This window comes from Paenibacillus thiaminolyticus (assembly GCF_007066085.1).
GTDB lineage: Bacteria > Bacillota > Bacilli > Paenibacillales > Paenibacillaceae > Paenibacillus_B > Paenibacillus_B thiaminolyticus.
The window spans coordinates 5,952,783-5,978,546 of sequence record NZ_CP041405.1 but is presented as its reverse complement, the minus strand read 5'-3'; the positions used below and the strand labels follow the sequence as shown (position 1 = coordinate 5,978,546).

At 54.3% G+C, this 25,764-nt stretch carries 24 protein-coding genes and 4 tRNA genes; 5 read left to right on the top strand and 23 right to left on the bottom strand.

The features are described 5' to 3' along the window. Positions 1-17: 17 nt before the first annotated feature. A complete protein-coding gene (locus FLT43_RS26380) occupies positions 18-614 on the bottom strand; it encodes a hypothetical protein (protein WP_087442197.1) in 597 nt (198 codons plus the stop codon). A gap of 135 nt (positions 615-749) precedes the next feature. On the opposite strand from FLT43_RS26380, the gene FLT43_RS26375 reads away from it, so the two are divergent. Next, the gene (locus FLT43_RS26375) at positions 750-1,385 is read left to right on the top strand and encodes a YktB family protein (RefSeq protein WP_087442196.1); all 636 of its coding nucleotides are present in this window, start codon (positions 750-752) and stop codon (positions 1,383-1,385) included. Positions 1,386-1,534: 149 nt separating this feature from the next. On the opposite strand, the gene FLT43_RS26370 is transcribed toward FLT43_RS26375, so the two are convergent. Continuing rightward, positions 1,535-2,713, bottom strand: a complete 1,179-nt coding sequence (locus tag FLT43_RS26370; protein WP_087442195.1) for an MFS transporter — start codon at positions 2,711-2,713, stop codon at positions 1,535-1,537. Positions 2,714-2,916: 203 nt separating this feature from the next. On the opposite strand from FLT43_RS26370, the gene FLT43_RS26365 reads away from it, so the two are divergent. Both FLT43_RS26365 and FLT43_RS26360 read left to right on the top strand, forming a co-directional pair. After that, positions 2,917-4,392: an aminotransferase class I/II-fold pyridoxal phosphate-dependent enzyme gene (locus tag FLT43_RS26365; RefSeq protein ID WP_087442220.1), complete on the top strand. Its 1,476-nt coding sequence runs from the start codon at positions 2,917-2,919 to the stop codon at positions 4,390-4,392. Positions 4,393-4,531: 139 nt separating this feature from the next. Next, positions 4,532-4,948: a DUF1885 family protein gene (locus tag FLT43_RS26360; protein ID WP_087442194.1), complete on the top strand. Its 417-nt coding sequence runs from the start codon at positions 4,532-4,534 to the stop codon at positions 4,946-4,948. Between the two features lie 108 nt (positions 4,949-5,056). On the opposite strand, the gene FLT43_RS26355 is transcribed toward FLT43_RS26360, so the two are convergent. After that, on the bottom strand, positions 5,057-5,365 hold the full coding sequence (locus FLT43_RS26355; protein ID WP_087442193.1) for a DUF1292 domain-containing protein: 309 nt from the start codon (positions 5,363-5,365) through the stop codon (positions 5,057-5,059). Positions 5,366-5,527: 162 nt separating this feature from the next. Then, positions 5,528-6,121, bottom strand: coding sequence for a stalk domain-containing protein (locus FLT43_RS26350; protein WP_087442192.1), 594 nt, complete (start codon positions 6,119-6,121; stop codon positions 5,528-5,530). Positions 6,122-6,336: 215 nt separating this feature from the next. On the opposite strand from FLT43_RS26350, the gene FLT43_RS26345 reads away from it, so the two are divergent. Beyond that, positions 6,337-7,074 carry an MBL fold metallo-hydrolase gene (locus tag FLT43_RS26345; RefSeq protein ID WP_087442191.1) on the top strand — a complete coding sequence of 246 codons (738 nt, stop codon included), beginning with the start codon at positions 6,337-6,339 and terminating at the stop codon, positions 7,072-7,074. Between the two features lie 71 nt (positions 7,075-7,145). Here the strand turns inward: FLT43_RS26345 and FLT43_RS26340 are convergent, their stop codons facing one another. Both FLT43_RS26340 and FLT43_RS26335 read right to left on the bottom strand, forming a co-directional pair. After that, entirely contained in the window at positions 7,146-7,376 is a 231-nt protein-coding gene (locus tag FLT43_RS26340) for a DUF3892 domain-containing protein (RefSeq protein WP_087442190.1), read from the bottom strand. Between the two features lie 72 nt (positions 7,377-7,448). After that, a complete protein-coding gene (locus FLT43_RS26335; RefSeq protein WP_087442189.1) occupies positions 7,449-7,892 on the bottom strand; it encodes a GNAT family N-acetyltransferase in 444 nt (147 codons plus the stop codon). A gap of 144 nt (positions 7,893-8,036) precedes the next feature. Here FLT43_RS26335 and FLT43_RS29515 point away from each other — a divergent pair, with 144 nt between their 5' ends. After that, the gene (locus FLT43_RS29515; protein WP_164776204.1) at positions 8,037-8,213 is read left to right on the top strand and encodes a hypothetical protein; all 177 of its coding nucleotides are present in this window, start codon (positions 8,037-8,039) and stop codon (positions 8,211-8,213) included. Between the two features lie 78 nt (positions 8,214-8,291). Here the strand turns inward: FLT43_RS29515 and FLT43_RS26330 are convergent, their stop codons facing one another. From FLT43_RS26330 to FLT43_RS26255, 17 genes are all read right to left on the bottom strand, one after another. Next, a complete protein-coding gene (locus FLT43_RS26330; RefSeq protein WP_087442188.1) occupies positions 8,292-8,483 on the bottom strand; it encodes a hypothetical protein in 192 nt (63 codons plus the stop codon). Between the two features lie 585 nt (positions 8,484-9,068). Continuing rightward, positions 9,069-9,144, bottom strand: a tRNA-Val gene (locus FLT43_RS26325). Positions 9,145-9,320: 176 nt separating this feature from the next. Further along, complete coding sequence (ung, locus tag FLT43_RS26320; RefSeq protein ID WP_087442187.1) at positions 9,321-10,034, bottom strand: uracil-DNA glycosylase; 714 nt, start codon at positions 10,032-10,034, stop codon at positions 9,321-9,323. Positions 10,035-10,177: 143 nt separating this feature from the next. Continuing rightward, positions 10,178-10,266 (bottom strand) — tRNA-Leu (locus FLT43_RS26315). Positions 10,267-10,310: 44 nt separating this feature from the next. Next, a tRNA-Ile gene (locus FLT43_RS26310) sits at positions 10,311-10,387 on the bottom strand. A gap of 28 nt (positions 10,388-10,415) precedes the next feature. Further along, positions 10,416-10,492: transfer RNA gene (locus FLT43_RS26305), tRNA-Met, on the bottom strand. A gap of 110 nt (positions 10,493-10,602) precedes the next feature. Beyond that, positions 10,603-10,767: a hypothetical protein gene (locus FLT43_RS29510; protein ID WP_164776213.1), complete on the bottom strand. Its 165-nt coding sequence runs from the start codon at positions 10,765-10,767 to the stop codon at positions 10,603-10,605. Positions 10,768-11,094: 327 nt separating this feature from the next. Then, positions 11,095-12,543: an ABC transporter substrate-binding protein gene (locus FLT43_RS26300; protein ID WP_087442186.1), complete on the bottom strand. Its 1,449-nt coding sequence runs from the start codon at positions 12,541-12,543 to the stop codon at positions 11,095-11,097. 3 nt (positions 12,544-12,546) lie between these two features. Beyond that, positions 12,547-13,428 carry an ABC transporter ATP-binding protein gene (locus FLT43_RS26295; RefSeq protein WP_087442185.1) on the bottom strand — a complete coding sequence of 294 codons (882 nt, stop codon included), beginning with the start codon at positions 13,426-13,428 and terminating at the stop codon, positions 12,547-12,549. A gap of 3 nt (positions 13,429-13,431) precedes the next feature. Then, positions 13,432-16,326, bottom strand: a complete 2,895-nt coding sequence (locus FLT43_RS26290; protein WP_087442184.1) for an ABC transporter permease — start codon at positions 16,324-16,326, stop codon at positions 13,432-13,434. 1 nt (position 16,327) lies between these two features. Beyond that, positions 16,328-17,416: an efflux RND transporter periplasmic adaptor subunit gene (locus FLT43_RS26285; RefSeq protein WP_087442183.1), complete on the bottom strand. Its 1,089-nt coding sequence runs from the start codon at positions 17,414-17,416 to the stop codon at positions 16,328-16,330. Next, complete coding sequence (locus tag FLT43_RS26280; RefSeq protein WP_240927721.1) at positions 17,379-18,212, bottom strand: ABC transporter ATP-binding protein; 834 nt, start codon at positions 18,210-18,212, stop codon at positions 17,379-17,381. The genes FLT43_RS26285 and FLT43_RS26280 overlap by 38 nt, the downstream gene beginning before the upstream one ends. 253 nt (positions 18,213-18,465) lie before the next feature. Further along, positions 18,466-19,104: an orotate phosphoribosyltransferase gene (gene pyrE, locus FLT43_RS26275; RefSeq protein WP_087442181.1), complete on the bottom strand. Its 639-nt coding sequence runs from the start codon at positions 19,102-19,104 to the stop codon at positions 18,466-18,468. Between the two features lie 2 nt (positions 19,105-19,106). Further along, positions 19,107-19,844: an orotidine-5'-phosphate decarboxylase gene (pyrF, locus tag FLT43_RS26270; RefSeq protein WP_087442180.1), complete on the bottom strand. Its 738-nt coding sequence runs from the start codon at positions 19,842-19,844 to the stop codon at positions 19,107-19,109. 105 nt (positions 19,845-19,949) lie between these two features. Further along, positions 19,950-23,168 (bottom strand): carbamoyl-phosphate synthase large subunit, encoded by a 3,219-nt coding sequence (carB, locus tag FLT43_RS26265; protein ID WP_087442179.1) that lies wholly within the window; start codon positions 23,166-23,168, stop codon positions 19,950-19,952. Between the two features lies 1 nt (position 23,169). After that, positions 23,170-24,300, bottom strand: coding sequence for a carbamoyl phosphate synthase small subunit (locus tag FLT43_RS26260; protein WP_087442178.1), 1,131 nt, complete (start codon positions 24,298-24,300; stop codon positions 23,170-23,172). A 151-nt stretch (positions 24,301-24,451) separates the two neighbouring features. Next, on the bottom strand, positions 24,452-25,729 hold the full coding sequence (locus FLT43_RS26255) for a dihydroorotase (protein WP_087442177.1): 1,278 nt from the start codon (positions 25,727-25,729) through the stop codon (positions 24,452-24,454). Positions 25,730-25,764: the final 35 nt, after the last annotated feature.

The following is a 25,764-nucleotide window of genomic DNA, read 5'->3' as shown; positions in this document are numbered from 1 at the left end:
AAGGCTGCAGCGCATCCTCACCATTCCAGCTGAATCATCTCCCGGCGCAGAAGCTCGAGTCCTTTTTTGCACTCCTCCGCCTTCTCCGCATCATTCATTCGCATCGCGTCGTGCAATTCCGTCAGGGCATAATCAATCTCAAGCCGAAGCTCGCCCATCCGTTCCTCCGCCTGCGTGGACGTGAAGGCCTGCACCATCTCCTCCAATGTAATAACAGGCCGCTTCTGGTACAGCACACGCTGCTCGGGTCCGCATATTTCCACGAGGCGAATCCGTTCGCCGAACATAATATTTTCGACCAGCACCTGTCTGTCCTTGCACCGCCGCACGACCGCATGGCCGCGCACATGCCCAATCATTCGCTCCATGAACTCGGATAATTTCTCGTCCCGAATCGTATAATCGCCTACCAGCTTGAACCGATCCTGCAAGCGCTGAAAACGCAATTTGACCAGCTTCCGCCCCGTTCGGATAGACACGATAAACAATGTCTCATTCTCACTCCAATACAAGGAGTAGCCCTCCTGTATCAGATCCCGAATGAGGTTTTGGATTTGCCGGCGGTCAAAGCGCAGCTCCAGATTCCGGTATTCGACCTCATCACTGCGGTTCACGGCAATCCCTCCTTACGATATCGTATACTCCATCATATGATTCGGTAACTTGGTTATTGACTCGAATTGCTCGCGCCGCTCAAGTTAGAGCAGATTATGGTATAATCGGCTTACAACGGCACGAAAGGAACGATAATGATGACCACATTTACCGGATTTAACGCAACCGACTTCCTGGTCTTCCATACCGAAGGACTCGAAGCTCGCATGGAAGGAATCCGCGAACATATCCAGCCCAAGTTCCAAGCGATAGGTGAAGAGCTTGTCGGCGATGCCGCTGTGCAGAGCGGCCAAGAGATGTTTTTACATATCGCGAAGCATGCCCGGCGCACGGTCAATCCGCCGAAGGATACGTGGCTCGCCATCGGTCCGAACAAGCGCGGCTACAAGTCGCTGCCCCATTTCCAGGTCGGACTGTTCGATGACCATGTGTTCATCTGGCTCGCCTTCATCTATGAAGTGGCGAACAAGCGCAACATCGCGAGCATGATGCTGAACGACACGAAGCGGTTCCGCTCGCTTGTCCCGGCTGACTTCGTCATCTCGATGGATCATATGAAAAAAGAGAACGTCCGTCTCGCCGACATCAACGATGAGGAATTGAAGAAGATGCTTGTCCGCTTCCGCGACGTCAAGCAGGCGGAATGGCTCGTTGGGCGGAACATCACCGCCCACGATCCGGTGCTGTCCAACGGCGAAGCGTTCATGGCACTGGCCCGCAGCACGCTGACGACGCTGATGCCGCTGTACAAGCTGGCGCTGGAAGCGTAGCTCCAGCCCAACTTCGACACACTACGCGCAATAGTGAACAGAACAAGTCTTCGCACCAAAAAGGGTGATTCCCCCGCACGCTTCATGCGGGAGAATCACCCTTATTGTATCCTTGCGTCCAATCCTATGAGCCGCCCAAGATGGAGGGACTAAATGGAAGTTCCGGCCGAGGTCTTCGCCCGTTCCGCCACCGAAAAACGAACGAGCAGGCCGATGGCCGCCAGGCACAGGACGCCGCCAATGATATAAGGCAAATTGGCGTTCCATTTGAAGATCGCCACGGCCAGCAGCGGTCCGGCGATGCGGCCGAAGCTGTCCATGGATGAATTGAGGCCCGAAGCGACTCCCTGGCTGACCGTCGTCTTCTGTGTGATGAGAGAGATGACGCATGGCCGGATCAGCGCATTGCCGATTCCGAAGACGCATAGGAATATCGTCGCGTTCACCATATTCGATGACAGCAGCAGGAGGAAAAAACCGAGGGCGGAAATGACCAGCCCGGCGCCGATCGTCTTCTTTTCCGCTCCATTCTTAATATACCGTCTCACAATCCCGCCCTGCACAAGTGCGCCGGCGAGGCCGCAGTAGAAGAACATGAAGCCGATGTCTACGGCCGTAATTCCCGGAATGCGGACCGCCTGGAAATAGAGCAAAGTGGACTCCAGCCCTGCAAGCGTAAAGGTCACGAAGAATGACAGTACATACAAATATTTCATCATGCCGGTGAAGGCCGTCCAGCGGGAAGGCGCCGCCTCGCGCGGCTGCATCCGCTTCTCCTTCGGCAGCGATTCCTGCAGCAGGACGCAGCCGAGCAGGCAGGTAAGGAGCGTTAACACCGATGCGGCAAAAAAGGGCGCGTTATGTCCAATCTTGCTGATGATGCCCCCGAATGCAGGACCGAACGTGAAGCCCAGGCCGATCGCCATACCGACCATCGCCATTCCCTTCGTCCGCCGCTCCGGCGGCGTAATGTCGGCTACATACGCGACGATGACGGCCGTCACCGCGCCGGAGAACAGGCCTCCGAGCAAGCGGGAGACATACATCATCCACAAAGAGCCGTCCGCAAGGCCGAACAGCGCGTAACTGGCACTGAAGCCAAGCGTTCCGATAAGGATGATCGGGCGTCTGCCTACTTTTTCTGATAGCGCTCCCCACAACGGGGACAGAATAAAGGCGACGAGCGAGTACAGCGAGAGCATGAGCCCCAGATGCACTTCGTTCGCGCCGGCATCCGTAATCATCATCGGCAGAACCGGAATGACGATGCCGAATCCGATAAATACCATCATCAGCATAAGCACGACGACAGTCATTTGTTTTTTCATGACACAGTTCCCTCCTATGTATACGTTCATCCTAACATAATTGGTTATCAACGGAAATGAATAAAATGCGACAAATGTCACACTCTTCCGCATCCCCGAAAAACTGCTTGCATTCCGAAACGTTTTTGTTAAACTTATCTTTGTTTGCGTCAAGGTGCGCAGACATATCTGCATTTTCAGCAAGAAAGGTTGTGATTACGGCGATGAACCACCATCGGACGCCTCTTTTTACCGCTTTGAAGGAGCATGCCGCCCGGAATCCGGTACAATTTCATATTCCGGGACACAAAAAAGGCGCCGGCAGCGATGCCGAATTCCGGGACTTCCTCGGAGATAATGCCTTCTCCATAGATTTGATCAACATTGCTCCGCTGGACGATCTGCATCAGCCGACAGCCGTCATCGCCGAAGCGCAAGCCTTGGCTGCGGATGCCTTCGGCGCAGATTATACGTACTTCAGCGTACAGGGCACAAGCGGGGCCATCATAACGATGATTATGTCCGTCTGTTCACCTGGCGACAAAATAATCGTGCCTCGCAATATCCATAAATCGATTATGACGGCCATCATTTTCGCCGGGGCGCGCCCGGTGTTCGTATCGCCGGCAAGGGATGCCAATCTCGGCATCGATCACGGCATCACGACCCGTTCGGTCCGTCGCGCGCTGGAGAAGCACCCGGATGCGAAAGCCGTCCTGGTCATAAATCCAACCTATTTTGGCATTTGCGCCAATTTGAAGGAGATTGTCGATCTGGCTCATTCCTACGGCGTTCCGGTGCTGGTTGATGAAGCGCACGGGGTCCTAATCCACTTCCATGAGAAGCTGCCAATATCAGCAATGGAAGCGGGGGCGGACATGGCGGCGACCAGCGTTCACAAGTTGGGAGGCTCCATGACTCAGAGCTCGGTTCTCAACATCAATGTCAAGAACGGGCTGGTCAATCCGTACCGGGTCCAGACCATTTTCAGCATGCTGACAACAACTTCGACTTCTTACTTGCTGCTCGCTTCTCTGGATACGTCGCGCCGCAATCTGGCCCTGAACGGCCACGCAATCGCGGAGCGCACCATTGAGTTGGCTGAGGAAGCGAGAGTGCAGATCAACGCGATTCCGGGCTTATACTGCTTCGGGGAAGACATTCTTGGCGGCGAAGCGACCTATGACTTCGATCCGACTAAGCTGACCATTCATGTGCGCCATCTTGGCATCACAGGCTACGAGACAGAGAATTGGCTCCGGGATCATTACCAGCTTGAAGTAGAACTCAGCGATATGTATAATATTTTGTGCCTCGTGACGCCAGGCGATTCCAAGGAAACGATAGCGACGCTGCTGGAAGCTCTGCGAGAGCTGTCAGCAACGCATTTCGAGAAAAACGAGGTACAGGAGCTTATCGTCAAAATACCAGAGATCCCGCAGCTCTCGCTCATTCCGCGGGATGCGTTCTATGCCGATACGGAAGTCGTTCCATTCAAGGAGTCTGCTGGACGCATTATTGCCGAGTTTATTTATGTTTATCCGCCTGGAATTCCGATTCTCCTGCCGGGCGAGGTCATTTCGCAGCAAAATATCGATTACATCCGGGACCACGTCGACATCGGCTTGCCGGTCAAAGGCCCGGAAGATCGAAATATAGAATACGTCAAAGTCATCGTGGAAGAAACCGCGATCTTCTAAAGCAGCAGGCCGCCCAGCAATGGGCGGCCTGTCCTGTATAGGAATCGACCAACTATTGCCGTTCCCTCATGTAAATATTGCCAACTAGGGAGCGCGATGATATGATGAGGATGATCCGAGGTTGCATGGAGGTGGAAGGATGAGCCAAAGCGCATTCATTACATTTGTGGAAGGATCGGCCGTACCATCCGTCACACTGGATGAATTGAAAGAACAGCTTCTCAGTTACCGGCACCAGACCAGCTTGACCGGAGAGCAATTGGGTTGGGAATACGCCGATGCCGCGTTCCCGTATACAATCGAGACGAAGCCCGAACAGGAAGAGCATTGGTTCTACCTGAAGGGAACCTCTCCCCAATATCATTATATCGTGTTCGGCACTGGAACGAAGGAGGGGGATCCGCCCCGTTCCCACGTCCAGGTCGTCCTCCCGGAAGGGGCCACCCATGGGGACAAGTCGAAAGGCAACGAGTTGTGCAAATATTTAGCCAAGAAGTGGAAGGCTGAATTAACTTTGTTCAACGGCAGGACCATGTACTTCAATCCGCGCAAATAAATAGGAACGAATTCGACATACGTGACACCACAGCAAAAAAGCTCCGAGCCAGCGCTCGGAGCTTCATCGTCTTCAACGGGCAGGCCGCTGCAAAGCGGCTTGTTCAAATTAGTCTTCCTGGGAGGCCACCATCTGATCGTAAGCCTGCTGCACGCGCTCCCATTCCTCGTCGTCTTCAATCGGATTCAGTACCATATCTTCATCCTCTTCGTCAACGCGCACAATGATGCCATCCGCTTCCGGATTGTTGCGTTCCAGCAACAGAGCATATACTTGCTCGCCTACATTGAACGTCTCAACGAGAGCCATATCGATCTCATTGCCCTCTTCATCTACCAGTGTGACGACCAATTCGTCATGTTCGTGATCATGTCCGCAGCCGCAGTCATGGTCATGAGTATGTTGATGTTCGCTCATGCGTGAATCTCCTTTATTTTCAGGTAATGTGTTGGTTACACTTCCGTATCGTACCACTTTCTGAAGAGCAGGTCAACGAAGCAGGAGCGATATCTAAGTATGTAGGCGCGGATGATCCGTTCATAGGTTCACATATTGCTGAAAAGGATGGGATGAACGCGATCAGATGGCCGGCAATTTCTTCTGCGACACCAGAATAAATTCCCCATCCTTTTGCTTGAGATAGCAAGAAATTAGGTAGTCGCCCTTCGACTTGAAATCGTACTTGAATTCGTCCGTACGCAGCCAGAGAGGGTCATCTTTTTTCTCCTCGACGCTGAACTGCTGAATAAGTGTCGCATTCCCTTTCGGGTCAGTAATCGTTAATTTGACAGCCTCTAAGGAAGAAGGAAAATTATCAACTTGCGCAAATATGGAAAACGAAGTTTTGCCCGTCTGAACTTTACCGAACGCGGTGTTGTCTTTGGATAAAAGGATATCTACGTTAGGCTTCTCGATAATGACTTTTTTATTGGCCTCATCCCAAGTGACGAATGCCTGCAACGCGTCACTCAATTGGCGTACGGACAAAAACGCTCGTCCATCAACCATAAGCCCTCCGTCCTGGATCGTGCTTCCATTGACCACGACCTGCACTTTTTCTCCTACTGTAGCCGCCGATTCTGCCTCTTGCGCCGAGACTTGTACCGTTGCGAACGTTCCGCTCAAGATGGTACCGAGCAGAGCCAGTGCTGCGATTCTTCTTCTGCATTTCATCGCGATACCTCCAACTGCTTTGTTGTTAAGTTATACTCGGCTGAGCATGGAGAGTTGCGAAAAAAATCTTTCGAATCCGGTGTTTTTCAGGCCCCCCCCGTTCCCGCTTTCTCTCCCGCTGCCCGCCTGCTGACTTGTGAATTCGGGAAGCAGGTGTTAGAGTAAAAGCAAAATCATGCTGACAATTTGGGGACAGACGGTTACGGAGGGATTGGATGACACTTCGCATACAAATGATTGGCACAGGAAGTGCCTTTGCCAAAAAATATTTCAATAATAATGCGTTAATATATACGAAAAACAACAAGCTCCTGGCGGATTGCGGTATCACCGCGCCGCAAGCTCTATACCAAATGGGCATATCCTTCGATGAATTGGACGGTGTCCTCATCAGCCATATTCATGGCGATCACGTGGGCGGGCTGGAGGAATACGCCTTCCAGATGAAATTCCGGTACCATCGCAAGCCGAAGCTGTTCATCGCCGCTCCGCTCGTTGCCCCGCTCTGGGAGCATACGCTCAAGGGCGGGCTGACGCAAGAGGGCTTGACTTGCCTGGACGATGCCTTCGAGGTTCACCCGATAGAACCTGGCCAGATATCAGAGCCGCTGTCCGGTCTGAAGGTGAAGCTGCTGGAGACCCCGCATATTCCCGGGAAACGAAGCTTCTCCTTTCTGTTCAATGATACGTTTTTTTATAGCGCGGATATGCAGTTCGAGCCCGAGCTGCTCCGTTGGCTCGTTGAGGAGCAAGGCGTGACGACCATCTTCCACGATTGCCAGCTGCGCGGCAAAGCGGAGGTGCATGCGGGACTTGACGATCTGCTCACCTTGCCGGATTTCATACAGGAAAGACTGTGGCTGATGCATTATGGAGATGAGCGGGATACCTTCGAAGGCAAGACGGGGCGAATGAGATTCGTGCCACAGCAGGAACAGATAGAGATTCTGTAATAGACACAACACCGGCAAGCAGCGCTAACGCGCACCGCTTGCCGGTGTTCTATGGCCGTACCGTCCTCCTGTCAGAACAGTGGCAGATTATCCAAGTTATTGGTCGGGTCTCCATCTGCGTCGCCGCGCAGATACATCCCTCCGTCTCTGCCTTTGAAGACATTGACCCCGGCAATGTTCCCCGCCTGAACCTCATTCAGAGCTTGTTCGTAGGACAGCTGTCTTCCTGTGCTTGTCTGGAATGCGGTCAAATCGCCATCCCCGTTCTTTTGCACCGCTACGATCGTCTCTCGATTGTCCATTCGCTGCGCCTCCTGAAGAAGATGTTCTGCATCAAGCAGACCATCTTAGCTTGCCCGGAGACCTGGGGAATATTACAACTTCTTCTCCATGCGGACATGCAGAATGCCTGCATCGTAGAACGGCTCTTCCGACACGGTCGTATAGCCAAGAGAATGATAAAATCCTTCCGCCTGACACTGCCCGTCCAATACACTCTTCTCCGCTCCCATGGAACAGGCAAGCTGCTCCAGCGCAACCATGAGTGATCGGCCGATCCCGCTCCCGCGGAATGACTTCAATACAGCGATGCGCTGCATTTTCGCTGTCGTCTCATCCAGCCATTTAATCCGCCCGGTCGCCGCGACTAGTCCGTCTACCGTTATGAGGATATGATTGCTTTCCGCATCCAGGTGATCCAGCTCATCAATCTCTTCTTCCAGAGGCACTTTCTGCTCTTCCACAAAGACTTCCATGCGAATTTCCAAACATTGCTGAAGCTGTCCTTCGGTTTTTACTTCAATCACTTCTGCTGCCATGGTTACACCTTCCTCACTTGTCAACCAATTGTCAAATTTATGCACAATTTTTCGGTTTTAGATAAGATATCATTATACAAAAAATTAGATTTCATGTATAGTTAATTGTGATCTATCTCACAGTGATTCGAAGGAGGGAACGCATTGAATTCAATAATGGTCACCATTATTGTATCGGTCATTTTCTTCATTCTTACAATTTGGTTATGTCTGTTCGTCACCAAGAAGGCCTATTCCCGCAGATGGGAAGAGGAGACGACATTCCTTGATACCGATCAAGCCCGTGAAGAAGAGCAGGGCGGCGCCATCGCCAAGCCCTAATCATCACAATAACGGCCTTGTTCCTGACCCAGAATGTGGACTTCTGGACCGGAACAAGGCCTTCTGTCAGGCTCTCGGTTAAGGCGAATATACACGAGTCCGGACGCCTGTTCCGTACACATCCTGTTGAATGACGGGAGTTGACGGCCCAAGACGATCCGGCTGTGGCAGAGGAGCCGCACCGCGAGCCCAGGCGGTACAGCCGACAGCAACCAATAGGACACTCAACAGCGCAGCCATAAAGACCAGCCACTGCATGCGATTATTCATCCGTACTACCTCCGAATGCTCCGCAACTTGGAAATCACTATTGGCATTTTCTCCTGAACCCTATTCTTTTAAACCTAATCGCCCTGATATCTCCCCGTTCCATTCACCCTGCCAAATACCTAATGTCCGTCCAAGCACCTCTTCCTTCGCGTCACCATCTAGGATGCCGCTCCCATCCTCTAACGTATTCTCCCCTTCGCTTAGCCAGCTGATCATGCCTATCGCATCCCGTGATCTTTTCGCATGATTTACATCACTCTGGTGGTCAAGTGATCTGTTGCGTTGGGTGTGTTGGGTATGCTGGGTGCTTACGACCGTTCTCCCAATGAGTCAGGTTCCCAGACCTACCATGAATCCCTAGACCACCAGGCGCCCAACAATTCACCTTTCCTGCGTAGTGGGGATACTGACCATAAGAGACAGAGGGACTACTTCGTGTCCCTGAACTGTTGGGATACTAAGGTTAAGAGGAAGAGGTACTTATAACATCACGGCTTCTAAACATTGGCGGGAGACCTGCATCAACTAAGAGGTTAAAAATATAAAAAAGCCCTTGAATATTCAAGGACATCATTGGTAATAGTATGGTGTTCTGAGACGGGCTCGAACCGCCGACCCCCACCCTGTCAAGATGGTGCTCTCCCTACTGAGCTATCAGAACACATCGATAGATATAGTATATCATCGGGCAGGGCTCTTGTCAACAAATTATGAATCCCTGCCCCGTTAGTTGCTTCCATGTTCCTGCTCCAGCCGGTAAGCCCTGGCGGGAATGCCTCTCTCTCCGCTGGATTCGCATCTGTTGCGGGCAGAGGGCTTCCGTATAAGCCCGACGTTTTATCCGATCTGCGGCAAATCCTCTGCTGGAATATCCGCAACCGGAGGAAGCTGCCAATTGATCTCGGTTTCTCCGCGTGAACGCAGCCATTCATTGACTTGCGAGAACGGGCGGCTGCCAAAAAAACCGCGGTGTGCCGACAGCGGACTCGGATGCGGACCTTTGACGATTCCATGCCGTCTCGTGTCGATCATGGATTGCTTCGCCTGGGCGAATGATCCCCACAGCACGAACACAAGCGGCTGTTCCCGCTCATTCAACAGCTGAATAATGCGATCGGTGAATTGCTCCCACCCCATGCCGCGATGGGATGCCGCTTGCCCCTGGCGCACGGTCAGCACTGTATTCAGCATCAGCACACCCTGCTTCGCCCAAGGTATGAGACAGCCATGCTGCGGCATCGTCGTGCCGATATCGCTCGCACTCTCCTTCAGCATGTTCACGAGCGAGGGTGGAATGCGTACGCCCGGCTGCACGGAGAAGCTTAGTCCATGCGCCTGTCCAGGTCCATGGTACGGGTCTTGTCCCACGATGACCACTTTCGTGTCCGCATAAGAAGTATAATGGAGTGCCGAGAAGATAAGATCAAATGGCGGATATACCACCGTACGCTCATATTCCTGCTTCAGCCATCCCCATAGCTCCTTGAAATAAGGCTGCCTAATCTCGTCATGCAGCAATGCTGCCCAATCCTCTTGAATTTGAATCCCCACAGCCGCTTCCTCCTCTTCCCTAATATTATTCACGCGATATGATAGTGTAAGACAGCTTCTAAATCCATACGGATGAAAATAAAAAAAGCTCTGCTAATGACCGCTGTCATCCAGAACTCTCTATGTACAGGCATTTCAATTAATGGTGCCGAGGACCGGGATCGAACCGGTACGGTAGTCACCTACCGCAGGATTTTAAGTCCTGTGCGTCTGCCAATTCCGCCACCCCGGCACATACAGTGCGCGAACACTATGAATCTTTGAAAACAACGGTTTTGGTGGGCCCTGAGGGACTCGAACCCACGACCAATCGGTTATGAGCCGACCGCTCTGACCAACTGAGCTAAGGGCCCCTACGCCATTGCTTTATTGAAAAAATATTGGTTGCGGGGGCAGGATTTGAACCTACGACCTTCGGGTTATGAGCCCGACGAGCTACCGGACTGCTCCACCCCGCGACATTGTACATTGGCCTTGCTTTCGTAGCGACAAGTATTACTATACTATATCAGTACATGAACAGTCAAGAAAAATGTATAAAAAAATGATATTTTCTTCCCGTCCCGCTTCAGAGGACGAAGCGGACTCCGTATTTTCCTTTGCGGGAGCGGAAGACCTCAACCTCATATGGCGTGTCATATCCATATATCCATGCATCCTGCTCCAGCCGTTCCTGCAGGCAGCGGGCCTGGAACTTGGTATTGTACAGCTTCCCCCAATAAATCCAATGCATTGCCATCCTGGCTCCTTTCTTCATCAGTCGGTACTATTGTGTTCGATATGCTCGACAATCATGCAGCCGTGTTGGGTGGACGGCGCAGCGGCGGGATGGGGCTGCGGCGGTGGACGGCGCAGGGCAGTAGCAGCGGCGGGATGGGGCAACTGTGGTGGACGGCGCAAGGGCGGTAGCAGCCGTGGCGGACGGTGCAAAAGCGGTGGATGGTACAGGGCCGGTAGCAGAGACGACAGCTGAAGCCGCAGCGGTGGTAGGCGGTAGAGCTGCCGCAACTTGAAAAGACCGGCGATGCCTTTGCAGGCATGCCGGTCCTTATGAAGTTATTTATTTACTGTAGACGGGGCTGGCCTGTTTCTTTTTCAAGACCTGGTTGCCCTTCGTCTCCCATTCCTTCAACGCATCGCTTATGCCCTTCTTGTTGTCCATAACCTCCTGGAACAAGTTGCGCCCGATTTCGTTCAACTCATATAAACTATACTTTGAGAACAATTCTTCCTCTTTTTGCGTGATAGGCGGAGTTGGCTTCATGGTGTAGAATGCGGAAATATTAAAGTTGATCCCATCCTTAGGCTGGATATACTTCTGGCGCGCTACCAGTTCATAGCTGCTGCGGGAGCGGAGCTTCGCCCATTCATCGCTTGAGACGAACTTGACGAAATCCCAAGCATCGTCCGGATTCCCCGCCTTCTGATTGACGGCAAAAATTTCTCTTAAGTAGACGGAGCCGGAAATGCCCGGAGCTTCCGGATGGGAAGGGAACGTCACGACATCCCAATCGAATTTCGTGAAGCCTTTGATTTTATCCGCGTTTTTCATCGCATCCGACAGATCGGAATTGATGAACGAATAATCGCCGAGCACCATCGCCGTTCGCCCGGACAGGAAGTTGTCATACTGGAACGGATTGAATTGACCTTCCGGGGACTCCGGCATTTCCGCGTTAGGACCCGGAATTATCTTTTCAGCGACCAGTTTGGAGATTGTTGTCCATACTTTCTCCCACTGTGGACTATTGACTGTCATATAATCCGCCTTATCATCAATCATCCGAAGATTAAGCGGGGTAACATACGTATTTATCATATCCCAGTACGGATCACTGCCGAAATAATGATTGAAGGAGAAGCCATAGACACGATCTTGGCCTTCCCCCTTGGATACGAGCTTCGCTTTATCGAACACTTGATCCCATGTCATGTTGTCCGTCGGCGGTTCGACCCCTGCTTCATTGAATAACGTCCGATTATAGAATAAAGCCTCAGAGGTAAATGTAGGGGCCACGCCGTACAAGTTATTGTCACCCATCGCCTTCAACCCGTCGATCACCGTCGGCACGAAGTCGTTCGTATCGATTTTATCCTGCTGAAGGAGCGGATCGATCTGCTTGAGCAAGCCGTCCCGCACAAGTGCCTGGTATTGTGAAGCATCAATGACGACGACATCCACCGGGTTGGCTCCAGTCATAATCTTCTTGAACGCCTCTACATAATCAGGCTGTTTATATTCTCCGTTCGATCCCCATCGATCGGACTGATCCACAGCGGGGACGATCTCAATGTTAATGGCCCCTTGCTTCGAAAATTCGAACACGTCGGTATACTGAGAACGGAAATAAGTGTCGTCATTCCCGCCGTACAGGACACCGATGCGCAGCACGCGCTCCTGGCCTGGCTTAACTTCATCTGTCTTCGTACAAGCTGCCAGCATGGGAATTATCATCGCAATGGCCATGGTCGCCAATAACAGCTTTCGTACCCATTTTTTTGAACCCACTGGTTACCCCTCCAACTCTTTCGGTGTGCGGATAATAATTTTATCTCCGTCTATTTCCATAGATGCCTTATCTGTAATGTGGAGAGCCTCCAGGTACTCCTTCGGCACCTGCAGGCGTCCGACGCGGTCGACAACGACATACGCTTCATGATGATCCTGAAGTCCTTGCCCTGCAAACCCTTGATCCTCACCCTCATCCAGATTCGGATTCCGCTTAATGAACTCGGTGCTCGTCAAGCCGTCGCGAATCGCGACGACCCGATCGACCTTGCCCGCCAGCGTCAGATCGTGGGTGACAATGACAACCGTGACCCCCATCTCCCGGTTCATGCGCCGGAAAATATCCATGATCATATCGGAAGTCTGCGTATCTACCGACCCTGTCGGTTCATCCGCTAATAGTAATTGGGGACGATTGGCCAGTGAGATGGCGATGGCTACCCGCTGCTGCTCCCCACCAGAGAGCTGGTGCAGCTTGTTGTTCATCCGATGGCCCAGGCCGACCGCCTCCAGCAGCTCTTTCGCATAGGCGCGGTCCATCTTCCCTCCGAGCATCATCGGCACTTCCACATTTTCGAGAGCGGTCAAATAAGGAAGCAGGTTCCTGGCATTGTTCTGCCATATAAATCCGACCGTATCCCGCTTGTATTCGACCAGCTGCTCATCGGTTATCTTCAGCAGATCCCATTTGCCGACCCGCACGGTGCCGGCAGAGGGGCGGTCCAAGCCGCCCAACGTATTTAGCAATGTCGATTTGCCGCTGCCGCTGTTCCCGATGATCGCCATCAGTTCTCCTTGCTTGACGGTCAAGTTCAAGCCTTGCAGGGCCACGACTTCAATATCGTCTGTCTTGTATATTTTGACAAGGCCTTCACAATGAATCATCGCTTAACGCTCCTCTCCCATCTTCACGGCTTGATGCACCCGCAGGCGGCGAATCTGCATGAACAGCAGCGTCGCGCCCGTCAGCATCATGACGCCGACTACGACATACAGCTGCATCGTATCTTTCGCATCGAAAATGATTCGGAACGGTGGAACCTGCATCTTCGCATTTTCAGCAGATTGCAGGAACGGAAGGAACAGGCGGCTGGCCAGCTTGCCGAGCAAAATGCCGATACCGATCGATAAGCCCGCTGTGAAGATTTGCTCCAGGAGCAGCATCCCTGTCAGCTGCCGGCGCGACAGACCCATCGCCCGCAAAATCCCGAACTGCACGACACGGCTCGATAAGTTGAAGAACCAGTACAGCAAGTACCCGATAAGCGAAATAATGACCGAAATCAGGAAGCCCATGCTCAGGATGCCGAAGATGCCTCCACGGGTCGGATGCTTGCTCTGTTTCGCCAGTTCGCTTCGCACGTCCGTGTAGGTGACAATATCGATGTTTGCTTTCTGAAGCTCTTCGATTGCCGGTCCAACCGGCGCTTTCTCCTTCATCTTCAGCCATACATCATATTTCATGACAGGCACCTGATCATAAATATATTCCAGATTCGTAATAAAAAATGGCGTCTGATCCGGATATTGACTTGGCCAGTACGGCAGTATCGCCGCGACGACGAACTCCACCATCTGATCCTGAAGGGAGATCGAAATGACATCCCCCGGCTTCAACTCGTACGTCTTCGCGATATTGGTCGGAATAATGACGGCTGCGCCCTCATAATACTTCCCTAGTGCATCGAGATATGTGAACGGGTGCTGCGGGAACAAATCGTTCCGGAACCAGGCCACCTTCGCGAACTCGTCATTATCGATGCCAACGACCATCCCCTGGCCGATAGAGCGTCCGGAGACAACGACATTCCCCTTCGCCTGCATCACTCTGGCTGCCGCCTCGACGCCCGGCAGCTTGCGGAACACTTCGAACGGAGGTTCGTTCAGAATTGTCTTCCCTTTCGGAGGCTGCTGCCCTCCAGGCCCGCCTGGGCTTCCCGGACCTCCGGCACCGCCTCCTCCATTATTGCCTCCATTGTTACCGCCTTGCTTGCCCCCCTGATCCTTCCGATCAACGACGAGCGTGGTTTCCCAGACGGTCTCGATGACGACATCGGCGCCATATTGATACAGCGTGCGTTCCGTTGAATTCGTGTCGATCGTCCGTGCCGCTGATGCATTATATACGCCGAGCCCGAGCGTCAGAATAAGCAAAATCATAAGCGGATAATATGATTTCGCGGAGCGGGACAGCTGAGTCAGCGTCAAGTACAGCGGAACCGGCAGCAGCTTGCCGCCAATCCATTGGAACAGGCGCAGCAGCAGCGGAAACAGCCGCAAAAAGAACAGTCCGCAAGCGAATATCGCAAGCGCCGGAATAAAGAACAGGAACGGCTGCACTTGCAGCTGATCCGAGGTCATTCCCGTCTTGAATGACAGAAGCTGCTGCTGACTCAGCATATAATATCCATATCCAGCCGCCGCAACCAGCAGAACATCAAGGAACCATTTTTGCCAGAACGGACTCTTGTCCTTCCGGGCCAGCTTCTGCTTCAGATTGACGATCGACTGGCGCGCGAACAGGACGGCCGGAATGACGCTGGCCATGAGCGCGATCAGTACCGCGGCCGTACCGAAGATGACCGCGTCGGTCGTAAATCCGACCGGAATCGATTTGCGGTTGACGAATTCAAGGAATCCGTTGGCCGATCCGATCGATTTGGCCATGAACCAGCCTATGAGCGGCGCAATCGCAAGCGCGGCCGCCCCAAGTATAAGGCCTTCCAGCAAATAGAGCAATATAATTTGCCCCGTACTGGCGCCGCGGCTCCGCAGAACCGCAATGTCGCTTTGCTGCTTCTCCAATGCCTGATTGGCATTCATCGCTATGTAATAGAACACCATGGCGATCATCGGCGCCGCCAACGTAAATAGCATCATCTGCAATTGGATGCTCTGGCTGCGGAATTCGTCCAGCACCTTCGCGAACGAGATCTCCACCTGTGTTCCGGGCAGCTTCTGATACAGTTCGATGCCGAGACGATTCAGCGTCCGCTCCAGCGGCGACAAGTGACTGGTCTGAACTTCGCGCAAATCAAAGGCATAATACCAGCTTGACTGCTGCAGAGCGACTTTATGATCGCCCATAATCGACTTGCTCAAGGTGTCCGGCGAGACGATGAGGGAGCTCATCAATCCTTCCAGCCCCTGGAACCAATAGGCGCTCGTCTCGTCCTTCGGCTTGAAGGTGCCGACGATCTTGACGCGCAGCGTCGTCGGATTATCTCCACGAATCGGATATTCCAGCTCCGCGCCGACATGAAGGTCGTTCCGATACATCGCTTCCTCGAGCATAACCGCCTCGATGACGCCTCCGGACTCTCCGTCTGCATACACCTTGCCATTCGTCCATTCAACCTTGTCATCCAGGTCTGACAGTGATCCTAACATCATCGAACGCACCCGGCTCGCATCGACCTTCGTCGGATCGACCGGATATACTTCCGTCGTGCGGAGAACGCGTAAGTTGACGAATTCCTGAACCGGGAATCCGATCTGCTCCTTCACGTCCTCCCGGATATACCGGTCAACCTCCTGCAGCGCGTTCGGATCAACCTTCGCTCCGCTCGAGCCTTGATATCTCATCAACAACGAACCCGCCGGCAATCCACCGCCGTTCTCCTGCAGCGTCTTCGTTACGACACGCTTTAACGCCCCGTCGGAGTACATCGGGATGCTGACCGTAAAAGAGACCGCGACGATGAGCCCTACCAACGTGCTCACCGTCAGCCAGCGGGTATTCCACATTTTACGGAACAAAAAACGCAGTAACGGAATTCCCATATTATCGGCCCACTACTTTCTGCCCCGGTTCAAGTCCGGCTATTATTTGAATCTCGGTCGGCTTCTGCACTCCAACCTCGACATCAACTTCCCGCTTGCTGCCGTTCTCGTCGGCGACCTGGACATAGGTGCGAGAACCGATCGTGCGCAAGGCAGAAGGTGGTATGACGATAGCGTCCTTAATCTTGTTCGTCACGACGGAGACGCTAAGCATCATGCCTCGGGTTACTCCCTTCGGCAGCTTCTCCACCTCGATTGTCATGTACTTGTCAATCCGGTCCTGCTCCGGCGGCTCGCCCTGGCCGCCCCCATTATTATCATTCGATGGTTGCGGAAGCGCCTTGACCTTGCCCTTAATGACGCCGTCAACCGAGTTAATGCTGACCTCGGCTTCCATCCCCGGAGTGATGCGCTTCAGATCGTCCTTCGATGGCTGAGCGGCTACGGTTAACCGGGTCGTATCCGCGACAATCGCCACCGGATCGTATTTCTTCGACATCGCGCCCTTCTTCGCCGTCAACGATACGATCGTGCCCGTGAACGGAGAGGTGAGCGTCGCCTTATCAATATCTGTCTGCAGATCGGTAAGCTCCTGCTGCTTCTGTTCGAACAAAATCTGCGCTTCCTCGAATTCGACCGGATCCATCTCATCTTTTTTGCGCAGCGTTTCCTTCATCTTCACTTCTTCGGCCCGCAGCTGCAAACGCTTCTGGCGAAGATCCCTCTTCATATCATCCACGTCAAGCTCCGCGATGACCTGGCCTTTTTTGACCGAGTCGCCGTTCTTGACATAAATATTCTTGATCGGCTTGTTGTCCAGCGTGAAGAACAGGATATCTTCCTGATCAGACATCAATTTGCCCGTCATGGAGACAGGCACAATCATATCCTTCCGAACCACTTCATATTCCGGCTTCTTCGATACCGAAGGCGGTGTGATGGTCGGCAATACTTCCTCTTCCTCTTCATCCGGCAGAAGAGAGCAGGCGGACGTGAACAGCAGCATGCCGCACATCAGTGCCAGGGCGACACGGCGCCACTTGCGCGCGCTTCTAGGTGATGAATCTTCCGTCGACCATTTCATAAACATGATCAGCTACCTCCAAAATTGTGGGATCGTGGGTGGTCATACAGATGGCGATTTTTTCCGAACGAATGATTTGCCGGAAGACGCCCATTACCTGAGCCCCCATTTGTGAATCCAATTCCGCTGTCGGCTCATCGGCCAATAACAGCAGCGGCTTATGAGCAATCGATTTGGCAATCGCAACCCGCTGTTGCTCTCCCCCCGACATCTCGAAGGGACGGTGGCTCATGCGCTTGCCCAATCCAACCATCTCAAGGCAATATTGGACCCGCTCCTTCCATAAATGGCGGGGCACGTTAGCCATCCGCAGCGACAATTCAACGTTCTCATAAGCGGACAATAGCGGCATAAGTGCATAAGCTTGGAAAATGAACCCGATCTCACTGCGCCGCGTCGCGGTGCGCTTGTCGTCGCTCCATGTCGAGAACGGCTCCCCTCGGAACCGGATCTCTCCCTTCGTGGGCAGATCGAGCCCTCCAAGCATGTTCAACAGTGTCGTCTTCCCAGACCCGGATCGGCCCTTCAGCATAACCAATTGGCCCGGATGCACTTCCATCTCGATTCCTTTGAGTACATGCAGCTTCTGGCTGCCAACCTGGAACGTCCGCTCAACCGCCCGAACTTCCAGGAGCGGTTGATCCGGAGAGATCGGGTGGGCTCGGGCAGGCCATGCTGCAGCTTGTGTCTTGTCCTCTATGTATTCCGTCTTCTCTTGCGCCACTTCTTCCTGCTCGTTCGCCGCGAGAGCCGGGGATGCCTCGGCACGGTCTGACTTCTTCCGTTTGCGAAGCCATTTCATTGCATTATTCGCCCCTTTCTCGGACATATCGTCAAAAACTCATCCTAAGTATAAACGATTGAAATGAAAGAAAAGTTACAATCTTTGTAATGCTAGTCCCGCCGCTTCCATCAAAGATGGGGTTGTCCAACTTCCGATCATTTCCTGTTTATACTACTACGTTATACTCATTTTTCTGTTAAATGTTTGTCACAAAAGAAAAAAACCTAACCGTTATGTCGATTAGGCTCAATTGATGTCGCTGCCAAGGAACTTAATGGCCCCAGGAAGCCGGGTTGACGCGCCAGGATGCCAATACATCGAGATCCTCTGCTTGAATGACGCCCGCTTCCAGGGCCGTCTCGATGAGCGCCGTATAGCGGGACAGCGTATGCAGCGGGATTCCGGCTTCCCGGAACGCCTGCTCCGCTTTTTCCAGCTCATAGCTGAAGATGGCGAATACGGCAAGGGGCTCCGCCCCCGCTTCCCGGACGGCCATCGCCGCTTTGAGCGAGCTGCCCCCGGTCGAGATTAGATCTTCGATAACGACGACTTTCTGTCCCGGACGAATCAGGCCTTCGATCTGATTCTGCTTCCCGTGTCCCTTCGCCTTGTCGCGAATGTAAGCCATGGGCAGCCCCAGCTTGTCCGCAACCCAGGCTGCATGCGGAATGCCGGCGGTCGCCGTTCCGGCGATGACTTCCGCATCCGGCGCATATTCCTTGACCAAGGAAGCGAAGCCTTCCGCGATGGCCCCCCGAATCTCGGGGTACGACATTGTCAAGCGGTTATCGCAGTAGATAGGGGACTTGATTCCGGACGTCCATGTGAACGGCTCATGCGGCCGCAGCGCCACCGCTTCTATAGATAACAAATGCCCGGCAATCTCACGTTCTCTCTTCGTCGTTGTCATCGTTATATCAACTCCTCGATAATGGATAGTAAGGCTGCCCGCGGATCCTCCGCTTCCGTAATCGGCCGTCCTACGACAATATAATCCGTGCCATGCCGCATCGCTTCCGCCGGAGTCATCACGCGGGACTGATCCTGAAGCGGAGCGCCCTTCGGCCGAATGCCCGGCGTAACCGTGCGGAACGAATCGCCGCAGGCCGCCTTGATGCTCTTCACTTCATGCGGAGAAGCGACGACCCCATCGAGTCCGGCTTCCTGCGTCAGCTTCGCATAACGAACGACGGTCTCTTCGACCGTGCCGGGAATGCCGATCTCTTCATTCATGACTTCGTTAGTAGTGCTCGTAAGCTGCGTAACGGCGATAATCACCGGACGCGGCAGCGAAGGGTCGGCCACGCGGGCCGCCTCGACGCCCTCGATGGCCGCCTGCATCATCTTTTTGCCTCCGGCCGCATGAACGTTGAACATGTCGACGCCCAGCTTCGCAATGCTGTTCGCCCCGCCCTTGACCGTATTCGGAATGTCATGCATTTTCACATCCAAGAACACGCTGTACCCGCGCTCCTTGAGCTCGCGGATGAAGGAGGGACCGCCCGCGTAGAACAGCTGCATGCCTACCTTCATATAGCAAGGTATGCCCTCCAGTTGCTCAATAAGACGATGGGCCTCCGCCGTCCCGTCATAATCCAGCGCGACCATCACCCGGCTCGCCGCCTGTTCAAATGATATCGTATGACTCATTTTCTTCCCCCCGCTCATCGTTCATATTTCAGCTGCATGCGCATCCCGCCAATCGGGGAGGCCCGCAGGCCTCCCCGATTGCTGTCGCGCATCTATATCTGTTCGTTATTTCCGGATGGCCGGCATCGGACGCGAGGAGAAGTTAATCTGCTCTAGCATCTCGAGCAGCGCGCGCACCGTATCCAGCGAGGTCATGCAGACGACGCCGTTCTCTACCGCCTCGCGGCGGATGCGGAAGCCGTCCCGTTCCGGAGTCTTGCCCTTCGTCAGCGTATTGACGACGAAATGCGCTTCCCCGTTCCGGATGAGGTCGAGAATATTCGGAGTCCCTTCCGTCAACTTGTTGACGCGCTTGACGTTCAGCCCCGCTTCCTCCAGCGCCGTGGCGGTCCCGCCGGTCGCTATCAGCCTATAGCCGAGAGAGGCGAAGCCGCTCATCAATTGCACCGCTTCTTCCTTGTCCTTATCCGCCACCGTGCAAATAATCGCGCCGGTCGCCGGTATTTTCATGCCTGAGCCGATGAGGCCCTTGTAGAGCGCTTTGACATACTGCTTGTCACGGCCCATCACCTCCCCGGTCGACTTCATCTCCGGTCCGAGCGTCGGCTCGACCCGGCGCAGCTTGGCGAAGGAGAAGACAGGAACCTTCACCGACACGTGGTCGTCTTCCGGCCACAATCCTTCCTGATACCCGAGGCTGTTCAGCTTCCCGCCAAGAATGAGCTTCGTCGCGACGTTCGCCATCGGAATATTGGTTACCTTGCTCAGGAACGGCACCGTGCGGGACGAGCGCGGATTGACCTCGATAACATAGACTTGATTTTGATAGATTACGAACTGAATATTGATAAGTCCAATCGTCTTCAATTCCTTCGCGATGCGAATCGTAATGTCAATCACCTGCTGCTGCAGCTCCTGGGACAGATGCTGCGGCGGATAGACCGCAATCGAGTCGCCCGAGTGCACTCCGGCCCGTTCCACATGCTCCATAATCCCCGGAATGAGCACCGTGTCGCCGTCGCAAATCGCATCGACCTCGACTTCCTTGCCCAACATATAGCGGTCGATAAGGACCGGATGCTCCGGATTGATTTTGACCGCATATTCCATATAGTTGAGCAGCTCTGTATCCGAGTAGACGATTTCCATCGCGCGTCCGCCGAGGACGTAGGACGGACGGACAAGCACCGGATACCCGATGCGCTGAGCCGTACCGACCGCTTCATCGACCGATATGACAGTGCTTCCGGTCGGCTGCGCGATGCCGAGACGCGACAAGAGCGCTTCGAACTTTTTGCGGTCCTCCGCTTCATCGATGCTCTCCAGGCTGGAGCCGAGAATCCGCACCCCTGCCTTCGCCAGCGGAGCCGCCAAGTTAATCGCGGTCTGGCCGCCGAACTGGACGATGACGCCGACCGGCTGCTCCTGCTCGATGACATTCATGACGTCTTCGAAGAACAGCGGCTCGAAGTAGAGCCGATCCGATGTGTTGAAGTCAGTCGAGACCGTCTCGGGATTATTATTGATGATGACCGCCTCATAGCCTGCATCCTGGATAGCCCATACGGCATGCACGGTCGAATAGTCGAATTCAATCCCTTGCCCGATCCGAATCGGGCCGGAGCCGAGGACAAGAATCTTCTCCTTCTCCGTAGGCAGTACCTCATTCTCCGTCTCGTAGGTCGAGTAATAGTACGGAGTGGAAGCTTCGAATTCCGCCGCGCAAGTATCTACCATTTTATAGACCGGCCGGAGACCAAGCTCCTTGCGCAGCGCGGATACCTCCGCCTCCGTCGTGTGGGCCAGGCCCGGATGGGCTGCTTGGCGAAGCTCCGCAATGGCGCGGTCCGTGAAGCCCATGCGCTTCGCTTCATAGAGTGTCTGCTCGCTCAGAGCTGACTCTTCCTGAATACGCGCTTCAAAGGCGAGAATGCCTTCGATTTTATCCAGGAACCACCAGTCAATCTTCGTGATATCATACAGACGCTGCAGCTCATAGCCGCGGCGGAACGCTTCCGCAAGCAGGAACAGCCGCTCATCGTCCGGCGATTTGAGGCGTGCTTCCAGCTCGTCATTACCGAGCTGCTCCGCTTCCGGCAAGTACAGGCGATGGACGCCGATTTCGAGCGAGCGCACCGCTTTGTGCACCGATTCCTCGAACGTCCGGCCAATCGCCATCACTTCCCCGGTCGCCTTCATCTGAGTGCCGAGCTTCCGGTTCGCTTGCGTGAATTTATCGAACGGCCAGCGCGGGATTTTGGATACGATATAGTCCAGCGTTGGCTCGAAGCATGCATAAGTCTGTCCCGTAACCGGGTTGACAATCTCATCCAGCGTGTAGCCGACCGCGATTTTGGCCGCCATCTTCGCAATCGGGTAGCCCGTCGCCTTGGACGCAAGCGCCGACGAACGGCTTACCCGCGGATTCACTTCAATGACATAGTACTGATAGCTGTGCGGGTCTAGCGCGAACTGCACATTGCAACCGCCCTCGATGTTGAGCGCGCGGATGATTTTGAGCGAGGCGGAACGGAGCATCTGGTACTCCCGATCCGACAGCGTCTGGCTTGGCGCCACGACGATGCTGTCGCCCGTGTGCACGCCCACCGGGTCGAAGTTCTCCATATTACAGACGACAATGCAGTTATCATTGGCGTCGCGCATGACTTCGTACTCGATTTCCTTCATGCCGGCAATGCTCTTCTCAATCAGGCATTGGCCAATCGGGCTGTAGCGAATGCCGGAGGCGACGATGTCGCGCAGCTCTTCTTCGTTGTCGCAGATGCCTCCGCCTGTGCCGCCCAGCGTATAGGCAGGGCGCACAATAATCGGATAGCCGATGCTGTTCGCGAACTCGACCGCTTCCTCTACCGACGTCACTATCGTGCTCTCCGGCACCGGCTGCTCCAGCTCGCGCATCAGCTCGCGGAACATATCCCGGTCCTCGGCACGTTCAATCGCTTCGAGCTGCGTGCCGAGCAGCTTTACATTTTCCTGCTCCAGCACGCCTGCGCGCGCCAACTCGACCGCCATATTGAGTCCGGTCTGCCCGCCGAGCGTCGGCAGCAAGCCGTCGGGACGCTCTTGGCGAATGATTTGCGTGACGAACTCAAGCGTAATTGGCTCAATATATACTTTATCCGCCATATTGGTATCGGTCATAATCGTAGCCGGGTTGCTGTTGATAAGCACCACTTCGATGCCCTCTTCCTTCAACGCCTGACAGGCCTGCGTTCCGGCGTAATCGAACTCTGCCGCCTGGCCGATGACAATCGGCCCGGAACCGATGACGAGTATTTTTTTGAGGTCTGTATTCTTCGGCATATTAACGCGCTCCTTTCAGCTGTGCGGCAAGTTCCGCCTGACGCGGTACCGATGTCCGATGGCTCTGATGCTCGCGAATCATATCGAGGAATTGGTCGAACAGATAGCTGCTGTCATACGGTCCCGGCGAAGCTTCCGGATGATACTGCACCGAGAAGGCAGGCGCCGTCGCATGCTTCAACCCTTCGATCGTCTTGTCGTTATTATTGATATGGGTAACCTGCAGGTCCGTGCCCTTGACGGATTCCTCCACTACGGTATAGCCATGATTTTGCGATGTAATATAGCAGCGGTTCGTCGCCAGCTCTTTGACCGGGTGGTTGCCGCCGCGGTGTCCGAACTTCAGCCGGCCGGTATCCGCTCCGCAAGCGAGCGCGAAGATTTGATGCCCGAGGCAGATGCCGAACAGCGGGAATTCCCCGATAAGCTCGCGGACGGTGGCTACCGCATGCGGCACATTTTTCGGATCCCCGGGCCCGTTCGACAATTGGATGCCGTCCGGACGCAGGCGGCGAATCTCATCGGCCGTCGTGTCATGAGGCACGACGACGACATCGCAGCCGCGCTTCGTCAGCTCTCTGACAATTCCGCTCTTCGCGCCGTAGTCAACCAGCACGATGCGAGGGCCCTCTCCGGGACTGGAGTAAATATGCTTCGTTGACGTAAGCGCGACCTGGTCCGTACGGGATTCCGTGCCGGCAAGCCGTTCCATCAGCGCTTCGACCGGCTCGCTCCCTGTCGTCAGGATCCCCTTCATCGTGCCGTAGTGACGGAGCTTCCGCGTCAACATCCGCGTGTCGATGCCGCTGATGCCGACAACGCCGTATTCCTTCAGCAGGCGGTCGACCGAATATTCGGCACGCCAGTTGCTAGGCACCAGCTCATGACGGCGCACGACGAAGCCGTGCACATGCGGGCGAATCGCCTCGAAGTCATCCCGGGTAATGCCGTAATTGCCGATAAGCGGATAGGTCATCGTCACGATTTGGCCGCAGTAGGACGGGTCGGACAGCACCTCCTGGTATCCTGTCATCCCGGTGCTGAACACGACCTCTCCCGTCGTCTCACCGTCTGCGCCGAATCCAGCCCCCGTGAACAGCGTGCCATCCTCCAATAATAATCTAGCCTGCATATCTCTCACTCCTCGCTCTCTGCCGGTCCTTACGGGACGGTCAATCTATCATGTCGGTATCCTGACAGCCAGAATACGAAGTCTTTGCATTGATTTTCATAAGGGTAAAAGGTCTTATTGAAATGGTATTACGATTCAGCCCTGGGCCGCATTATTGCTTGCTCCATACGATACGCCCGTCGACCAGCGTCATGACCGGCCATCCCTTCAGCTTCCACCCCGTGAACGGCGTGTTCCGTCCTTTGGACAGGAACTGTTCCGGGTTCACCTCAAGTTCCGCTTCCAGGTCGATCACCGTAATATCGGCAGGCGCTCCCGGCTCCAGCCGCCCGGCCGAGAGTCCGAATACATTGGCCGGGTCCGTCGTCATCCGCCCGATGAGGAAGGACAACGTCCATTTCCCGGTCGCGACGAAGCGGGTATAGAGCAGCGGGAAGGCCGTCTCTAGACCGACGATGCCGAAGGGCGCCAGCTCCATTCCTTTGGCCTTCTCTTCTTCGCTGTGCGGCGCATGGTCGGTGACGAGAATATCAATCGTTCCATCCTCCAGCCCTTCGATGCAGGCTGCGACGTCGCGAGGCGAGCGCAGCGGCGGGTTCATTTTCCAGTTCGTGTCCATTCCTGGAATATCTTCATCCGAGAGCAGCAGATGGTGCGGACATACTTCCGCCGTGACGCGAATGCCCAACTGCTTCGCCTGCCGGATAAGGCGTATCGATTGTTCCGTGCTGACGTGACACACGTGATAATGAACGCCTGTAGCTTCCGCCAGCAGAATGTCGCGGCCGACATGAATCGCTTCCGATTCATTCGGAATTCCCTTCAGTCCGTGCTTGCGGGCAAACTCTCCTTCGGTGACCGCGCGCCCCTTGACAAGCGAATCATCCTCGCAGTGGGCGATGACCGGCATGTCCAATTCCTTGGCCAGAGTCATGGCGTCCTTCATCACCTGTGCATTCTGGACACCGACTCCATCGTCGGTGAAGCCAATCGCGCCGGCTTCCTTCAAAGCGGCGAAGTCGGTCAGCTCCCGGCCCAGCTCATTGACCGTGATGGAGGCGTACGGAAGCACCTTCACGATGCCTTCCGCCTCCGCTTTGTCATAGATAGAGCGAATCGTCTCCGGAGTGCCCAGTACCGGGCGGGTATTCGGCATGCAGGCAATGGTCGTAAATCCGCCTTTGGCAGCAGAATGAGTACCGGTTGCGATAGTTTCCTTATGTTCGAAGCCGGGCTCGCGCAGATGCACGTGCATATCGATGAAGCCCGCCGAGACGAATTTGCCTTCCACATCGCATACTTCGGCCGTTCCGGCCGGTTCCGAGCCGGCAGGAACGATTTTTGTGATTTGTCCATCCTCTATCCACAAATCCGCAAGCTGAAGTTCACCTGCTTCATTTAATATGTTCGCATTCGCTATCACTAACATGATGACGATCCCCTCTCATCCCTGTACTTGATTCC

Bases quoted from the DNA above. Each gene is read 5' to 3' on its own strand.
- carB (WP_087442179.1), bottom strand. From the start codon at position 23,168: ATGCCGAAGAATACAGACCTCAAAAAAATACTCGTCATCGGTTCCGGG.
- FLT43_RS29510 (WP_164776213.1), bottom strand. From the start codon at position 10,767: ATGCATTGGATTTATTGGGGGAAGCTGTACAATACCAAGTTCCAGGCC.
- FLT43_RS26295 (WP_087442185.1), bottom strand. From the start codon at position 13,428: ATGATTCATTGTGAAGGCCTTGTCAAAATATACAAGACAGACGATATT.
- FLT43_RS26340 (WP_087442190.1), bottom strand. From the start codon at position 7,376: ATGGACAATCGAGAGACGATCGTAGCGGTGCAAAAGAACGGGGATGGC.
- FLT43_RS26285 (WP_087442183.1), bottom strand. From the start codon at position 17,416: ATGTTTATGAAATGGTCGACGGAAGATTCATCACCTAGAAGCGCGCGC.
- FLT43_RS26360 (WP_087442194.1), top strand. From the start codon at position 4,532: ATGAGCCAAAGCGCATTCATTACATTTGTGGAAGGATCGGCCGTACCA.
- FLT43_RS26330 (WP_087442188.1), bottom strand. From the start codon at position 8,483: ATGAATAATCGCATGCAGTGGCTGGTCTTTATGGCTGCGCTGTTGAGT.
- pyrE (WP_087442181.1), bottom strand. From the start codon at position 19,104: ATGACAACGACGAAGAGAGAACGTGAGATTGCCGGGCATTTGTTATCT.
- FLT43_RS26365 (WP_087442220.1), top strand. From the start codon at position 2,917: ATGAACCACCATCGGACGCCTCTTTTTACCGCTTTGAAGGAGCATGCC.
- FLT43_RS26345 (WP_087442191.1), top strand. From the start codon at position 6,337: ATGACACTTCGCATACAAATGATTGGCACAGGAAGTGCCTTTGCCAAA.
- FLT43_RS26280 (WP_240927721.1), bottom strand. From the start codon at position 18,212: ATGAAATGGCTTCGCAAACGGAAGAAGTCAGACCGTGCCGAGGCATCC.
- FLT43_RS26335 (WP_087442189.1), bottom strand. From the start codon at position 7,892: ATGGCAGCAGAAGTGATTGAAGTAAAAACCGAAGGACAGCTTCAGCAA.
- FLT43_RS26290 (WP_087442184.1), bottom strand. From the start codon at position 16,326: ATGGGAATTCCGTTACTGCGTTTTTTGTTCCGTAAAATGTGGAATACC.
- FLT43_RS26355 (WP_087442193.1), bottom strand. From the start codon at position 5,365: ATGAGCGAACATCAACATACTCATGACCATGACTGCGGCTGCGGACAT.
- pyrF (WP_087442180.1), bottom strand. From the start codon at position 19,844: ATGAGTCATACGATATCATTTGAACAGGCGGCGAGCCGGGTGATGGTC.
- FLT43_RS26375 (WP_087442196.1), top strand. From the start codon at position 750: ATGATGACCACATTTACCGGATTTAACGCAACCGACTTCCTGGTCTTC.
- FLT43_RS26350 (WP_087442192.1), bottom strand. From the start codon at position 6,121: ATGAAATGCAGAAGAAGAATCGCAGCACTGGCTCTGCTCGGTACCATC.
- FLT43_RS26370 (WP_087442195.1), bottom strand. From the start codon at position 2,713: ATGAAAAAACAAATGACTGTCGTCGTGCTTATGCTGATGATGGTATTT.
- FLT43_RS26255 (WP_087442177.1), bottom strand. From the start codon at position 25,729: ATGTTAGTGATAGCGAATGCGAACATATTAAATGAAGCAGGTGAACTT.
- FLT43_RS26260 (WP_087442178.1), bottom strand. From the start codon at position 24,300: ATGCAGGCTAGATTATTATTGGAGGATGGCACGCTGTTCACGGGGGCT.